The 13360-nt window shown below is 59.7% G+C and carries 17 protein-coding genes; 7 read left to right on the top strand and 10 right to left on the bottom strand.

Going from position 1 to position 13360, the window contains the following annotated elements; genetic code table 11:
* Positions 1 to 58 precede the first annotated feature (58 nt).
* From cgtA to FW800_RS09845, 5 genes are all read left to right on the top strand, one after another.
* Entirely contained in the window at positions 59 to 1282 is a 1224-nt protein-coding gene (gene cgtA / locus FW800_RS09865; protein WP_005791308.1) for an Obg family GTPase CgtA, read from the top strand.
* 109 nt (positions 1283 to 1391) lie between these two features.
* Positions 1392 to 2510 carry a glutamate 5-kinase gene (gene proB / locus FW800_RS09860; protein ID WP_005791305.1) on the top strand — a complete coding sequence of 373 codons (1119 nt, stop codon included), beginning with the start codon at positions 1392 to 1394 and terminating at the stop codon, positions 2508 to 2510.
* 16 nt (positions 2511 to 2526) lie between these two features.
* Entirely contained in the window at positions 2527 to 2991 is a 465-nt protein-coding gene (locus FW800_RS09855) for a CreA family protein (RefSeq protein WP_032879534.1), read from the top strand.
* Positions 2992 to 3092: 101 nt separating this feature from the next.
* The gene (locus FW800_RS09850; protein ID WP_446437498.1) at positions 3093 to 3575 is read left to right on the top strand and encodes a glutathione peroxidase; all 483 of its coding nucleotides are present in this window, start codon (positions 3093 to 3095) and stop codon (positions 3573 to 3575) included.
* 219 nt (positions 3576 to 3794) lie between these two features.
* Complete coding sequence (locus FW800_RS09845) at positions 3795 to 4898, top strand: NADH:flavin oxidoreductase (RefSeq protein ID WP_446437497.1); 1104 nt, start codon at positions 3795 to 3797, stop codon at positions 4896 to 4898.
* Positions 4899 to 4947: 49 nt separating this feature from the next.
* On the opposite strand, the gene FW800_RS09840 is transcribed toward FW800_RS09845, so the two are convergent.
* The 4 genes from FW800_RS09840 to cysZ form a co-directional block, all read right to left on the bottom strand.
* Positions 4948 to 5127, bottom strand: a complete 180-nt coding sequence (locus FW800_RS09840; RefSeq protein ID WP_032879540.1) for a hypothetical protein — start codon at positions 5125 to 5127, stop codon at positions 4948 to 4950.
* Between the two features lie 26 nt (positions 5128 to 5153).
* A complete protein-coding gene (locus FW800_RS09835) occupies positions 5154 to 5654 on the bottom strand; it encodes a hypothetical protein (RefSeq protein ID WP_446437496.1) in 501 nt (166 codons plus the stop codon).
* A 234-nt stretch (positions 5655 to 5888) separates the two neighbouring features.
* On the bottom strand, positions 5889 to 7067 hold the full coding sequence (locus FW800_RS09830; RefSeq protein WP_446437495.1) for a glycosyltransferase family 4 protein: 1179 nt from the start codon (positions 7065 to 7067) through the stop codon (positions 5889 to 5891).
* Positions 7068 to 7121: 54 nt separating this feature from the next.
* The gene (gene cysZ, locus FW800_RS09825; protein ID WP_078822280.1) at positions 7122 to 7886 is read right to left on the bottom strand and encodes a sulfate transporter CysZ; all 765 of its coding nucleotides are present in this window, start codon (positions 7884 to 7886) and stop codon (positions 7122 to 7124) included.
* A 294-nt stretch (positions 7887 to 8180) separates the two neighbouring features.
* Between cysZ and trxB the strand changes: the two genes are divergently transcribed.
* Positions 8181 to 9143, top strand: a complete 963-nt coding sequence (trxB, locus tag FW800_RS09820) for a thioredoxin-disulfide reductase (RefSeq protein WP_003194076.1) — start codon at positions 8181 to 8183, stop codon at positions 9141 to 9143.
* A gap of 123 nt (positions 9144 to 9266) precedes the next feature.
* Here trxB and FW800_RS09815 read toward each other — a convergent pair whose 3' ends face one another.
* From FW800_RS09815 to FW800_RS09790, 6 genes are read right to left on the bottom strand one after another with little or no spacing between them, the layout of a single operon-like run.
* On the bottom strand, positions 9267 to 9608 hold the full coding sequence (locus FW800_RS09815; RefSeq protein ID WP_148852675.1) for a HopJ type III effector protein: 342 nt from the start codon (positions 9606 to 9608) through the stop codon (positions 9267 to 9269).
* Positions 9601 to 9897, bottom strand: coding sequence for a DUF1244 domain-containing protein (locus FW800_RS09810; protein WP_032879544.1), 297 nt, complete (start codon positions 9895 to 9897; stop codon positions 9601 to 9603). The genes FW800_RS09815 and FW800_RS09810 overlap by 8 nt, the downstream gene beginning before the upstream one ends.
* A gap of 15 nt (positions 9898 to 9912) precedes the next feature.
* The gene (folX, locus tag FW800_RS09805) at positions 9913 to 10284 is read right to left on the bottom strand and encodes a dihydroneopterin triphosphate 2'-epimerase (RefSeq protein WP_032857710.1); all 372 of its coding nucleotides are present in this window, start codon (positions 10282 to 10284) and stop codon (positions 9913 to 9915) included.
* Between the two features lie 2 nt (positions 10285 to 10286).
* Positions 10287 to 10847, bottom strand: coding sequence for a GTP cyclohydrolase I FolE (folE, locus tag FW800_RS09800; protein WP_005791285.1), 561 nt, complete (start codon positions 10845 to 10847; stop codon positions 10287 to 10289).
* A gap of 20 nt (positions 10848 to 10867) precedes the next feature.
* The gene (gene folM / locus FW800_RS09795; RefSeq protein ID WP_446437494.1) at positions 10868 to 11578 is read right to left on the bottom strand and encodes a dihydromonapterin reductase; all 711 of its coding nucleotides are present in this window, start codon (positions 11576 to 11578) and stop codon (positions 10868 to 10870) included.
* A gap of 55 nt (positions 11579 to 11633) precedes the next feature.
* Positions 11634 to 12191 (bottom strand): hypothetical protein, encoded by a 558-nt coding sequence (locus FW800_RS09790; protein WP_005791281.1) that lies wholly within the window; start codon positions 12189 to 12191, stop codon positions 11634 to 11636.
* Positions 12192 to 12403: 212 nt separating this feature from the next.
* Between FW800_RS09790 and FW800_RS09785 the strand changes: the two genes are divergently transcribed.
* Complete coding sequence (locus FW800_RS09785; RefSeq protein ID WP_446437493.1) at positions 12404 to 13360, top strand: MerR family transcriptional regulator; 957 nt, start codon at positions 12404 to 12406, stop codon at positions 13358 to 13360.

The following is a 13360-nucleotide window of genomic DNA, read 5'->3' as shown; positions in this document are numbered from 1 at the left end:
GCAAGAGTCTTATGTCTTGGTTTCTTAAGCTCGTCCATGCGGCGAGAGGCGTTTTGTTATGAAGTTCGTTGATGAAGTTTCCATCCGAGTAAAAGCAGGCGACGGCGGTAACGGTTGCATGAGTTTCCGTCGCGAAAAATTCATCGAAAACGGTGGTCCGAACGGCGGTGACGGCGGTGACGGTGGCTCCATCTACATGATGGCCGACGAAAACCTCAACACCCTGGTCGACTACCGTTACACCCGGCACTTCGATGCCGAGCGTGGCTCCAACGGTGGCAGCACCGACTGCACCGGCAAAAAAGGTGAGGACCTGGTACTGCGCGTACCGGTCGGCACCACGATCATCGATTCCGCGACACAGGAAGTGATTGGCGACCTGACCAAGGCCGGCCAGAAACTGATGGTTGTGCAGGGCGGCTGGCACGGCCTGGGTAACACCCGATTCAAGTCCAGTACCAACCGTGCGCCGCGCCAGACCACGCCGGGCAAGCCGGGCGAACAGCGTGACCTGAAGCTGGAAATGAAAGTACTCGCCGACGTGGGCCTGTTGGGCCTGCCGAACGCCGGCAAAAGTACCTTCATCCGCTCGGTATCGGCCGCCAAGCCGAAGGTCGCCGACTACCCGTTCACCACCCTGGTGCCAAACCTGGGCGTGGTCAGCGTCGACCGCTGGAAGAGCTTCGTGGTTGCCGACATTCCTGGCCTGATCGAAGGGGCTTCCGACGGTGCTGGTCTGGGCATTCGCTTCCTCAAGCACTTGTCCCGCACCCGTTTGCTGCTGCACCTCGTCGACATGGCGCCGCTGGATGACACCAGCGCTGCGGATGCCGCCGAAGTGATCGTCAGCGAGCTGACCAAGTTCAGCCCGGCCCTGGCCGAGCGTGATCGCTGGCTGGTCCTGAACAAGTGCGACCAGATCCTTGAGGAAGAGCACGAAGAGCGCGTCAAGGAAATCGTCGATCGCCTGGAATGGGAAGGCCCGGTCTATGTGATCTCGGCCATTGCCAAAGAAGGCACCGAACGCCTGACCCGCGACATCATGCGTTACCTGGAAGACCGAGCCGACCGCTTGGCGGCCGACCCGGTATTCAAGGCCGAGCTTGCCGAGCTTGACCAGCAGATCGAAGACGAAGCCCGTGCCCAGTTGCAGGCCCTGGACGACCAGCGTGCCCTGCGCCGCAGCGGCGTGAAGTCGGTCCATGACATCGGCGACGATGATTGGGACGAAGAAGACGTGGATGATGAAGACGGTCCGGAAATCATTTACGTGCGCGATTGATTCGTTGCGATAAACTTGAACGCCGCTCCCTGGAGCGGCGTTTTGGTATCCGGGTATAACGTTATGGGCGGCGCTGGGTCGCGCGGCCCTCACTCTAAGGTTGAAGATGATGCGGAGCAAAGTGACAGGTGCGCAGCGCTGGGTCGTGAAGATCGGCAGTGCGTTGCTGACGGCCGATGGCAAGGGGCTGGATCGCGCAGCCATGAGCGTCTGGGTCGAGCAGATGGTGGCCTTGCATGAGGCCGGTGTCGAGTTGGTGCTGGTGTCGTCCGGGGCTGTTGCCGCCGGGATGAGCCGCCTCGGCTGGACCGCGCGACCCAGCGCGATGCACGAACTGCAAGCCGCCGCGGCCATCGGCCAGATGGGCCTGGTGCAAGCCTGGGAGTCCAGCTTTGCCGAGCACGGCCGCCACACGGCGCAGATCCTGCTGACCCACGACGACCTGTCCGACCGCAAGCGCTACCTCAATGCCCGCAGCACCTTGCGCGCCTTGGTGGAGCTCAAGGTCATCCCGGTCATCAATGAAAACGACACCGTGGTCACAGACGAAATCCGTTTCGGCGACAACGACACCCTGGCTGCGCTGGTGGCCAACCTGGTGGAAGCCGACCTGTTGGTGATCCTCACCGACCGCGACGGCATGTTCGACGCCGACCCGCGCAACAACCCCGATGCCCAGTTGATCTACGAAGCCCGCGCCGATGACCCCGCACTGGATGCGGTCGCCGGCAGTGTCGGCGGTGCCCTGGGCCGTGGCGGTATGCAGACCAAACTGCGCGCCGCTCGCCTGGCTGCGCGTTCCGGTGCCCATACCATCATCGTTGGTGGGCGCTTGGAGCGCGTGCTGGATCGCCTCAAGGCCGGTGAGCGCATCGGTACGCTGCTGTCGCCGGAACGCGGCATGCTGGCGGCGCGCAAGCAGTGGCTGGCCGGGCATCTGCAAACCCGTGGCACCCTGGTGCTGGATGAGGGCGCGGTCTCGGCGTTGTCCCAAGGCAACAAGAGCTTGCTGCCGGTGGGCGTCAAGCTGGTGCAGGGCAGCTTCCGCCGTGGCGAAATGGTGGTTTGCGTCGCGCCGGACGGTCGTGAGATTGCCCGTGGCCTGGCCAACTACAGCGCCCTTGAGGCGCAGAAGATTATTGGACAATCGTCTGACGCTATTGTCGGACTCTTGGGCTATATGGCGGAGCCGGAGCTGGTGCACCGCGATAACCTCATCCTGGTTTAAACGAAAGGAATACCCGATGCGTGTAATGAAGGGATTACTCGGCCTGTTATTGCTCATGCCACTGCTGGCCTCGGCCGAAGAAATCGCCCAGGTCTCGACGGTGTTCAAGTTTGTCGGCCCTAACGACCGGATTGTGGTCGAAGCGTTTGACGACCCCAAGGTTGACGGCGTGACCTGCTACCTGTCGCGTGCCAAGACCGGCGGCGTCAAAGGCGGCCTGGGCCTGGCCGAAGACCGCGCTGAGGCCTCGATTGCCTGCCGCCAGGTTGGCCCGATCCATTTCAAGGGCGAACTCAAGGACGGGGACGAAGTCTTCAAGGAACGCACCTCCCTGGTGTTCAAGACCATGCAGGTGGTGCGTTTCCTCGACAAGAAGCGCAATACCCTGGTGTATCTGGTCTACAGCGACCGCCTGATCGAAGGCAGCCCGCAGAACGCGGTGACGGCGATTCCGATTCTGCCCTGGCCGACCGCTCAGTAACCTGCAGGCGAGTTTTGTCACCGGCGTCTATGATTGAAGACTCGCCGGTTGTAAGCTCCGAGAGCTGCAATGCAAAGAATATGGGATATCTGGAGTTCGTCATGAGTGCTTTCCACGATCTGAAACTCAAAGCCCTGGACGGACAAGAGCTACCGCTGGCGCCCTTCAAGGGCCAGGTTGTGCTGGTGGTCAATGTGGCGTCCAAATGTGGTTTGACCCCGCAATACGCGGCGTTGGAAAACCTCTACCAGCAATACAGGGACCAGGGATTCACGGTGCTCGGCTTGCCGTGCAATCAGTTTGCAGGCCAGGAGCCGGGGACCGAACAAGAGATCCGCGAGTTCTGCAGCCTGAACTACGGGGTGAGTTTTCCCCTGGGCAGCAAGCTCGAGGTCAACGGCCCGGATCGTCATCAGCTGTACCGCTTGCTGGCAGGTGAGGGCGCCGAGTTTCCAGGGGACATCACCTGGAACTTCGAGAAATTCCTGTTGGGTAAAGATGGCCGGGTACTCGCGCGCTTCTCGCCGCGTACGTCCCCGGACGACCCGACGATCATCCAGGCCATCGAAAAAGCCCTGAGCTGAAACACACCCACTGTAGGAGCGAGCTTGCTCGCGAAGATCGCCAACGATAACGCGTTGATCCTGACTTAACGCGTGTTCCCGGATTCTTCGCGAACAAGCTCGCTCCTACAGGTATTCGGCTACTTCTACCCCTTTAATCACCCAGATCAATAGTGCTACTAAGCGCTGCACACTCGCCATATTATCCGCGTCATAAATCCCGTCCTGGTGGAGTGCTCCATGCCTGTCCAAGCCTTGTTCAAACCCTTCCAACTCGGTGGACTGCAACTGTCGACCCGCGTGGTCATGGCGCCCATGACCCGTTCGTTCTCTCCGGGTGGTGTACCCAACTCCAAGGTCATCGAGTACTACCGTCGTCGTGCGGCGGCCGGTGTGGGCCTGATCATCACTGAAGGTACCGTGGTCGATCACCGGGCGTCCAACGGCTACCCCAACGTCCCGTATTTCTACAGTGAGGCCGCGCTGGCCGGCTGGAAGAAAGTGGTCGACGCGGTACACGCCGAAGGCGGCAAGATTGTCCCGCAGTTGTGGCATGTGGGTAGCGTGCGCCGTATTGGCACCGAGCCTGATGCCAGCGTGCCTGCTTATGGCCCGATGGAAAAGCTCAAGGACGGCAACGTGGTTGTGCACGGTATGACGCAACAGGACATCAGGGACGTGATCAACGCCTTCGCCCAAGCTGCCAGTGACGCCCAGGCGATCGGCATGGACGGTGTAGAAATCCATGGCGCCCACGGTTACCTGGTGGATCAATTCTTCTGGGAGGGCAGCAACCAGCGCACCGACGAATACGGTGGCAGCCTGGCCAACCGTTCGCGCTTTGCCATTGAGCTGATCGAGGCCACCCGTGCTGCTGTAGGGCCGAATTTTCCGATCATCCTGCGTTTCTCGCAGTGGAAGCAGCAGGACTACACCGCACGCCTGGTGCAAACCCCTGAGGCGCTGGGTGAGTTCCTCAAGCCATTGGCTGAGGCCGGCGTAGATATTTTCCACTGCTCCACTCGCCGTTTCTGGGAGCCGGAGTTTGAAGGCTCCGACCTCAACCTGGCTGGCTGGACGCGTCAGCTCACGGGTAAGCCGACTATCACCGTGGGCAGTGTTGGCCTGGATGGTGAGTTCCTGCAATTTATGGTCAACACCGACAAGGTCGCGCAACCTGCCAGCCTCGAAAAGCTGCTGGAGCGCCTGAATAATGATGAGTTCGACCTGGTGGCCGTAGGGCGTGCGCTGCTGGTGGACCCGGATTGGGCCGTGAAGGTGCGCGAAGGGCGCGAAGGGGACATCTTGCCCTTCAGTCGCGACGCGTTGACCACTCTGGTGTAAAAGGCTGGACTCCCTGTGAGCGTCACAGGGAGTTTCTTCTCTTTAGCGATTAATACTCTGGTCGCTTATTCAACTCTTTACTGTGATCAGTCTTGAGCGTGTCTTTATGGCCAGGCTGGCCGTAGATTGGCGGTTCAGCACGGGCTTGATCCAGCCATTGTTGCTGCTGGGTCCATTGCGCGGTGGGCATGTTGACGCCATTGCGTACACCCATTCCATAAATTGACATGTTCCGTATCTCCTGGGGTTGGCTGATCAATAGGGGCGTACTGGCTGCGTCAGGGTTTGGTCGTATGTCGGTTGCTGTGGACGATGCGAGCCGTAGTCGGGGCGCGTGGGCTGATGTGGACGATGCCAGCCGTAATCGGGTTGTGAGGGTTGCTGTGGACGATGCCAGCCGTAATCGGGTTGTGAGGGTTGCTGCGGACGATGCCAGCCGTAATCGGGTTGTGAGGGTTGCTGCGGACGATGCCAGCCATAGTCGGGTTGTGTGGGTTGCTGCGGACGATGCCAGCCATAGTCGGGTTGTGTGGGTTGCTGCGGACGATGCCAGCCATAGTCGGGACGTGTAGGTTGCTGCGGGCGATGCGAGCCGTAGTCGGGACGTGTAGGTTGCTGCGGGCGATGCCAGCCGTAGTCGGGACGTGGGGGTTGCTGCGGGCGGTACCAGCCATTGTCGGGCCCCGTAGGCCTCTGGCTGAAGGTATCGGTAGTCGGGTACCGTGGAACCATGGATTCGTTTATCAGTGTCGACATAGTTATCTCTTAAGTTTCCATCATGAATGCCTGCCTCTTGGGTTCGATCTGTAAAAGACACCCCTGATAAGACAGGTGTCATGTGGGTGGTGATAAATCCTGCAGCGTTCCAGAAATATCCTGTGTGGGGGCGCTTATTCAGGCGCTCTGGCGCGAAAAAGCCTAACGCCTGGGCCATTACTCGGGGGCTCGTCTGTCAGGCAGGTGAAGTGACTTACAGTCATTGCTGAGTCTTCAGCCTGCGTGCGGCTGTGTTGGGACGATAAAATGTTCCCCACACACGCCTCGTAACTGCTGCTCGAACTGTTCGACAATCGCTGGCCAGCCCTGGCGGCTCGCGTGTTGACGCGCATTGAGGCGCATACGGCGTAAACTTTCCGCGTCCTCCAGCAGCCAATTGGCGGCGTCGCAAAACGCATTTTCGTCACCCGGCATCGCCAGCACCCCGTTGTAGCCGTGACGAATATGCTGTGTGGCGGCAGCCTGGTCGTAGGCCACCACCCCCAACCCTGACGCCATGGCCTCCAGTACCACATTGCCAAAGGTTTCGGTCAGGCTGGGGAACAGGAACACATCGCCGGACGCGTAATGACGAGCCAGTTCTTCACCGCGCAAGGCACCGCAGAAAATTGCTTCGGGAAGGTCCTTTTCCAGCATTGCTCGTTGTGGTCCATCACCGACGATGATCAGTTTCATCTGACGCAAGGGGTATCTGTTCTGCAAGGTCTCGAAACAGCGCTTGAGCAGGCCCAGGTTCTTTTCCTGGGCCAGCCGCCCTACATGCAGCACTGCGATTTGCTCATTATTCAATGCCCAGCTTTCGCGCAGAGCGCTGTCGCGTTTGGCGGGGTGGAACAATTGGCTGTCGACGCCTCTGGCCAACATCCCCAGGCGCTCAAAATGCCGACGCTCCAGTTCCAGGCGCTGACTGGCGCTTGGTACCAGGGTCAGGCTCGATCGGTTGTGAAACCAGCGCAGGTAATGGGTGACCATGCGACTGAGCAGGCTCAAGCCGTACTGGTTCGAATACTGCTGGAAGTTGGTATGAAAGCCGCTGACAACACTGATTCCCAAACGCCGCGCCGCACGCAGAGCGGATAAACCCAACGGCCCTTCGGTGGCGATATACAACACGTCCGGGCGCTGATGGCTCCAGCGTCTGAGCAGTTTGCGCATCGACGATTGGCCCCATTGCAGCCCTGGATAACCGGGTAATGGCCAGCCGCGGCACAGCAGCAGTTGATCGTCACTCGGTCGGCTCTGATCAGCGCCCTGGCGTGGACGCACCAGTTCGACCTGATGACCGCGCGAGCGCAAACCCTCGCACAGGCGGCCAAGGGTATTGGCCACGCCGTTGATTTCCGGCGGGAAGGTTTCGGTAATGAGGGTGATGTGAAGCGAGGCTGTCGTCATGACCCACAGTGTCACCGTGGGCCATGTCGCCATTGTGTCTGAGTGATGATGGATTTATGACGGGGTCACGGCTTGCTGCGTCATCGCCTCGGCACCTTGCTCACGCACCCAGAACAACGTCGCCCCGGCGACTGCCGCCGGCATCATCAGCAGGTTGACCACCGGCACCAGCAGCACCAGATAGACAACGCCGCCGAAGCTCATGCTCTGCCAGCGCTTCTGGCGCAGCCAGGCGAGCATCTCGTTCCAGCCCAGTTTGTGGTTGTCGGCCGGGTAGTCGATGTACTGGATTGCCATCATCCATACGCCAAAGAGCAACCACAGCGGCGCAGCGATCAGGTTGACCACTGGAATGAACGACAAGATAAACAGTCCGATGGCCCGCGGCAGGAAGTAGCCCAGCTTGCGCATTTCCCGGGCCAGGGTACGCGGCACCATGGCGATCAACTCACCCCAACTGAACGCCGGAAAGTCATCGGTGCCGCGCACCACCACTTCAACCTTCTCCGAGAGAAAGCCGTTGAACGGCGCTGCGATGATATTGGCGAGCATGGTGAAGGTGAAAAACACCATCAGCACCACCAACACCACAAACAATGGCCACAACAGGTAATTCAGAAAACTCAGCCAACTGGGCAGCGTCGGCATCAGATGGTCGACCCACAGGCTGAACTGATGGCCGGCGAAATAGATCAAGCCGACGAACAGCACCAGGTTGATCGCCAGCGGCAGCAGCACAAACAAGCGCAAGCCGGGGCTCAACACCAGTTTGAGGCCTTCACGCAGGTATTGCGGACCGGAAAGAGCGGGGGCGGGCATGGTGAACTCCGAGCAGGATGACGAACGCGCCGACCTTACCGGCTTTGTATCGTGGGCGAAAGCGGCGACATCATCAGTAACATTAGGGGGAGCAATGGCGTCGATTAATCGGGCCGACTGCATAGAGACCACCTATGAGCTGGATTGTTATTCCGTATTTCCTTAATCTTGCCCCCCTCGATACGCTGCACCCATTATTTTCAGGGCCTGCGAGTTCAAGCCTTCCCCAAGTGCTTCGTGGTCCCTTTTTTATTCCAGCCGCCTTGTAGTCCGGGCGGTCGATAGGAGCGAGTCATGTCTGATACCCGCCATTCGCGAGTGATTATTCTCGGTTCCGGCCCTGCCGGTTACAGCGCTGCCGTCTATGCTGCCCGGGCCAACCTCAAGCCGCTGCTGATCACCGGCATGCAGGCGGGCGGTCAGTTGACCACCACCACCGAAGTCGACAACTGGCCGGGCGATGTCCACGGACTGACCGGCCCGGTGCTGATGGAGCGTATGAAAGAGCACGCCGAGCGCTTTGAAACCGAGATCGTGTTTGATCACATCAACAAGGTCGACTTCTCCAAGAAGCCTTACAGCCTGACCGGCGACAGTGGCGTCTACACTTGTGACGCCCTGATCATCGCCACCGGTGCCAGTGCTCGTTACCTGGGCCTGCCATCGGAAGAAGCGTTCATGGGCAAGGGGGTTTCGGCCTGCGCTACCTGCGACGGTTTCTTCTACCGCAACAAGCCGGTCGCTGTGGTCGGTGGTGGTAACACCGCTGTGGAGGAGGCGCTGTACCTGGCCAACATCGCCAGCACTGTGACCCTGGTTCACCGTCGCGAGACCTTCCGCGCCGAGAAGATCCTGATCGACAAGCTGCATGCCCGTGTGGCAGAAGGCAAGATCATCCTCAAGCTCAACGCCACCCTGGATGAAGTCCTGGGCGACAACATGGGCGTGACCGGTGCGCGCCTGAAGAACAACGATGGCAGCTTTGACGAATTGAAAGTCGACGGTGTATTCATCGCCATCGGCCACACCCCGAACACCTCGCTGTTCGAAGGCGTGCTGGAAGCCAAAGATGGCTACCTGGTGGTGCAGGGCGGCCGTGAAGGCAATGCTACCGCGACCAACATCGAAGGCATTTTCGCTGCCGGCGACGTGGCTGACCACGTCTACCGCCAGGCCATCACCTCGGCCGGCGCCGGTTGCATGGCGGCCCTGGATGCCGAGCGCTACCTCGATGGTTTGAAGGACGCTTCGTTCTAAACAACGCTGCAAAAAAATGTGGGAGGGGGCTTGCTCCCGATAGCGGTGTGTCAGCCAACTAATACTTGGCTGAAACCTGCTATCGGGAGCAAGCCCCCTCCCACATTTGGATATGTATTTGACTCAGGATTTGCGAGCCAGGGGCTGCGCGGCAAATTTTACCCCATCCAACCCATGGGCAATCAACGCCCGAATATTGCCATGGTCACTGCCCTCAGGCGTCGCCACCACCGACCGGTAGTGCTCTCCAAACGCCAGCAACGCTTCCTGATCGCTCAAGCCTTCCAGCAACGCCAGACCCAGGGTCTTGCACGAACCTTCGTTTTGTCCGGCTGCGTTTTCCACATCGCCATTGGTGAACGCTTGTGGCTGGTAGTCGTAACCGTCGGCGATAAAGGCCAGGGTGTCGGCAAAGACGTGTTCGCCACTGTTGAGGCTGGCGCGCAGGGTGTTCAGATCAGTCATGGGGTTTTCCTTTGGCGAACGCGGCCTGTTGGTCGGCGTTGGCTTCTTGCTGGTATTGGGCTTTCCACTCGGCGTACGGCATGCCGTACACCACTTCACGGGCGTCATCGAGGCTGACCTCGATCTGGCGCTCATCGGCCTCGGCCTTGTACCACTTGGACAGGCAGTTGCGGCAAAAGCCGGCGAGGTTCATCAGGTCGATATTCTGCACATCCTTGCGGCTGTCCAGATGGGCCACCAATCGGCGAAAGGCGGCGGCTTCGAGTTCGAGGCGTTGTTGGTCGTTCATAGGGCTCACTTAGTATCAGCGGCTGGCGGCCAGAGTGATCGAAACCGACTCGGCAAAGCGCAGCGCGTGGGGCTTGTCGACTTCCACCTCGGCGTACAACACCGATTCGTTGCTCATCACCAGGTCCAGCAATTCCTGGGTCAGGCGCTCCAGCAGGGCGAAGCGGTTGCCTTCCACATGGGCGATGATCGCCTTGGTGATGGTGCGGTAGTTCAAGGCGTGGTCGATATCGTTGTCGCGCACGGCGTCCTGGGCGGCATACAGGATGGTCAGGTTGATCAGCACATCCTGCTTGTTGAGGATTTCGTCCTCGTTGATGCCGATAAAAGTGCGCAGGCACAGGTCTTTGACCCGGATACGCGCCATGCCTGGTTGAAGTTGTGGCATTGCTACTTGCTCCGTCCAATCAATTGCAGGAACTCCATGCGCGTGGTGTTCGATTCGCGGAAGGCGCCGAGCATCACTGAGGTGTTCATGGTTGAATTCTGTTTCTCTACGCCGCGCATCATCATGCACATGTGCTTGGCTTCGATCACCACCGCCACGCCGGCGGCCTGGGTCACGTCCTGGATGGCGTCGGCGATTTGCCGCGTAAGGTTTTCCTGGATCTGCAGGCGCCGGGCAAACATGTCGACGATGCGCGCCAGTTTAGACAGGCCCAGCACCTTGCCGGTCGGAATATAGGCCACGTGCGCCTTGCCGATAAAGGGCAGCAGGTGATGCTCGCACAACGAGTACAACTCGATGTCCTTGAGGATCACCATCTCGTCATTGTCGGAGGCGAACAGCGCGCCGTTGACGATTTCTTCCAGGTTCTGCGCGTAGCCATGACACAGGTACTGCATGGCCTTGGCGGCACGCTTGGGCGTGTCGAGCAGGCCCTCGCGCTCTGGGTCTTCGCCCAGGCCCTTGAGGATTTCGCGGTAGTGGTGGGGCAGGGAAAGGGTCATACAACATCCTCGCAAACGGCTTACTTGATATGCCGCCCGCCGTTGACGGTCAGGGTGGTACCGGTGACATAGGGGTTGTCCAGCAGGTAACGCACGCTCTGGTAGATCACCTCAGGCCCGGGCTCGATGCCCAGGGCCGACTTGGCCAGGACCTTGGCGCGATAGGCCGCGTCGTCGCCTTCGTTGAACATCACCATGGCCGGCGCGATACCGTTGACCTTGATCAGCGGCGCGAACTGCGCGGCAAACGATAGCGTGAGGCTGTCGAGGCCGGCCTTGGTGGCGCAATAGGCGATGTGCTGACGGCTGCCCTTGCGCACCACGTCATCGCTGATATGCACGATATCGGCAGGTGTAGAGCGTTGCAGCAAGGGTGAACAATGCAGGTTGATCAGGTACGGCGCAAGCATGTGTACGCTGAACATGTCGATAAACGCGTGGCTTGCGTCGCCCGGTGTTTCCGCGACCCAGGCCGAAGCATTGTGGATGATCGCACGCAGGCTTTGGGTATGGGTTTGCAACTGCGCGATGAAGGCAAGAATCCCGGCTTCGCCGGAAAAGTCGGCAAATACGCCGATGGCCCCTCGTTCACGTAGCGCTTGCACACCTGGGCGTTCGCTGCGGTAACTGAAAATCACCGAGTAGCCATCATCCAACAGGCGCTCAGCACAATGCAGGCCGACGCGCTGGCCGGCACCGGTGATCAGGATCGGTGCGTGGGTTGCAATCATGGGAGGCTCAAGTCGCTGGCAGGCGCAAACTATACCAGCGACCCGGCCCCTGTGCTCATACGGCGGCTTCGGTGACTTTGCGCGGTGGCGAGGGGTGCAGCCAGTTCGCCAACAGATGCGTCGAGAGCGGAATAAAGAAGTAAACCATCAGCGGCGTCAGGGCGGCGGTGCTGACCAGTACACGGCTGAACAGGTCCAACTCGCCAAGCAGCGGGCCGAGACCGAAGTTGAACAACAAAGACACCGGGAAGAACGCCAGCCAAATCGCGACCGCCTGTTTCCAGCGCGGCGGGCGTGCCCCTACGGCACCAAACCAGCCATCGATACCGCTGACACGACGCTCGCAAGGGTTGGCAAACAGCTCGCTGCCGCGACTCAGCCAGGCGCTGCGCGAGGCGGAAAATTCCCAGGCGTGCAGGGTTTTCTCATCGGCGAAGCGGAAGATGATCTGGAACTCATCATCATGGGGTGGCGGGGCGAGTACGCCGGAACCCAGGTAGCCCGGGAAGTCAGTGGCCAATTGCTCGCCTTCGCGCAGCCAAGCCATCAATTCTTCGTAGCGACCTTTGGCGACGCGGCGCGCAACCATCAACGTGACGGGTGAGGTAGACATGGTGTATCTCCAGGTATCGAGTGCGCTGGGCCGGGTAAGCGGCGCACGAACGAGGCTGCGGGGTGCTGCAGCGACGTAAAAAACAGGCAAGGATTATTCCTGTTTTGCCGAAATACGCCAGAAACTTCGGATGGATCGCCGTAGATCTTGAATCATGGGCTTCAATGGGCGTTAAATAGGATCCAAATCCATATGGATATTGCTGACAGCTGATGTCCCAAATCATAGCTCCGTCTCTTGAAGCAGCACCCGATAGTCAGGCTGACGCCGAGGTGCTGTTTCCAATTCGTGAAGTGGCAAGACTTACAGGTGTTAACCCGGTGACATTACGTGCCTGGGAGCGTCGCTATGGCTTGATTCAGCCCGTTCGCACCGAAAGTGGGCATCGGCTGTACTCAAGCACCGATATCGACACGGTTCATCGCATTCTTGACTGGATCGAACGCGGCGTGGCGGTGAGCAAAGTGGGCAAGATCCTGGCGCGCGATCAACGGCCCGGCGAGCTGGCCACGGCGTCACGCAGCGATACCGAACTGGAATGGCAGCAGTGGCAGGCGCAACTGCGGGTGGCCATCAGCGCTTTTGACGATCGTGAACTGGGGCAGTTGTACGGCCAGATCTTCAGCGCTTATTCAACCACCGTGGTATTTCAGGACATCCTGATGCCCCTCTGGCAGCAATTGCTGCGTCACCAGGGGCGTTTTGGCCAAGCCAGCGAATGGCTGTTTTTCGACAACTTCCTGCGTTCGCGCACCGCTCAACGGCTGCAATTGGCGTGCGCTTCACCGGCACCGAGGGTGTTGCTGGTCGCCATCGCCGGCGAGTGTCGTGAGCTGGAATTATTGGTCGCGGGTTTATTGATATCCAGCGACAAGCTCGCGGTAAAAGTCCTGGGTGTTGGCCAACCGCTCGATGAGTTGACGCTGGTCTGCGAGAGAACTCGGCCACAAGCCCTGGTGCTGTTTTCCAACCATTCTCCCGGTGCAGAACTGCCTTCGCGGCTCAGTCGCCTGGCATTGACGCTCAATTGCCCGTTGCTGTTGGCTGGCGATGCCTCGGACCTCGCCGAGCACAGCCTGGCAGGCTCATCGATAGGTTGCCTGGGCAATGACGGACGTTTGATGCAGCGCCGCTTGCAGCAGTTTCTCAGCGGTCGCCTGGATACCTGA

Source organism: Pseudomonas sp. 910_23, from assembly GCF_052850795.1.
Note: the sequence above shows the minus strand (reverse complement) of the source record. Positions and strands in the feature narration are given on the sequence as shown.

Excerpts from the sequence above, each read along its gene's own strand:
- FW800_RS09830 (WP_446437495.1), bottom strand. The coding sequence starts at position 7,067 with ATGACGACAGCCTCGCTTCACATCACCCTCATTACCGAAACCTTCCCG.
- folE (WP_005791285.1), bottom strand. The coding sequence starts at position 10,847 with ATGACCCTTTCCCTGCCCCACCACTACCGCGAAATCCTCAAGGGCCTG.
- FW800_RS09850 (WP_446437498.1), top strand. The coding sequence starts at position 3,093 with ATGAGTGCTTTCCACGATCTGAAACTCAAAGCCCTGGACGGACAAGAG.
- FW800_RS09855 (WP_032879534.1), top strand. The coding sequence starts at position 2,527 with ATGCGTGTAATGAAGGGATTACTCGGCCTGTTATTGCTCATGCCACTG.
- cysZ (WP_078822280.1), bottom strand. The coding sequence starts at position 7,886 with ATGCCCGCCCCCGCTCTTTCCGGTCCGCAATACCTGCGTGAAGGCCTC.
- folX (WP_032857710.1), bottom strand. The coding sequence starts at position 10,284 with ATGCCACAACTTCAACCAGGCATGGCGCGTATCCGGGTCAAAGACCTG.
- FW800_RS09810 (WP_032879544.1), bottom strand. The coding sequence starts at position 9,897 with ATGAACGACCAACAACGCCTCGAACTCGAAGCCGCCGCCTTTCGCCGA.
- FW800_RS09845 (WP_446437497.1), top strand. The coding sequence starts at position 3,795 with ATGCCTGTCCAAGCCTTGTTCAAACCCTTCCAACTCGGTGGACTGCAA.
- FW800_RS09840 (WP_032879540.1), bottom strand. The coding sequence starts at position 5,127 with ATGTCAATTTATGGAATGGGTGTACGCAATGGCGTCAACATGCCCACC.
- FW800_RS09790 (WP_005791281.1), bottom strand. The coding sequence starts at position 12,191 with ATGTCTACCTCACCCGTCACGTTGATGGTTGCGCGCCGCGTCGCCAAA.
- FW800_RS09815 (WP_148852675.1), bottom strand. The coding sequence starts at position 9,608 with ATGACTGATCTGAACACCCTGCGCGCCAGCCTCAACAGTGGCGAACAC.
- proB (WP_005791305.1), top strand. The coding sequence starts at position 1,392 with ATGCGGAGCAAAGTGACAGGTGCGCAGCGCTGGGTCGTGAAGATCGGC.
- FW800_RS09785 (WP_446437493.1), top strand. The coding sequence starts at position 12,404 with ATGTCCCAAATCATAGCTCCGTCTCTTGAAGCAGCACCCGATAGTCAG.
- cgtA (WP_005791308.1), top strand. The coding sequence starts at position 59 with ATGAAGTTCGTTGATGAAGTTTCCATCCGAGTAAAAGCAGGCGACGGC.
- trxB (WP_003194076.1), top strand. The coding sequence starts at position 8,181 with ATGTCTGATACCCGCCATTCGCGAGTGATTATTCTCGGTTCCGGCCCT.
- FW800_RS09835 (WP_446437496.1), bottom strand. The coding sequence starts at position 5,654 with ATGTCGACACTGATAAACGAATCCATGGTTCCACGGTACCCGACTACC.
- folM (WP_446437494.1), bottom strand. The coding sequence starts at position 11,578 with ATGATTGCAACCCACGCACCGATCCTGATCACCGGTGCCGGCCAGCGC.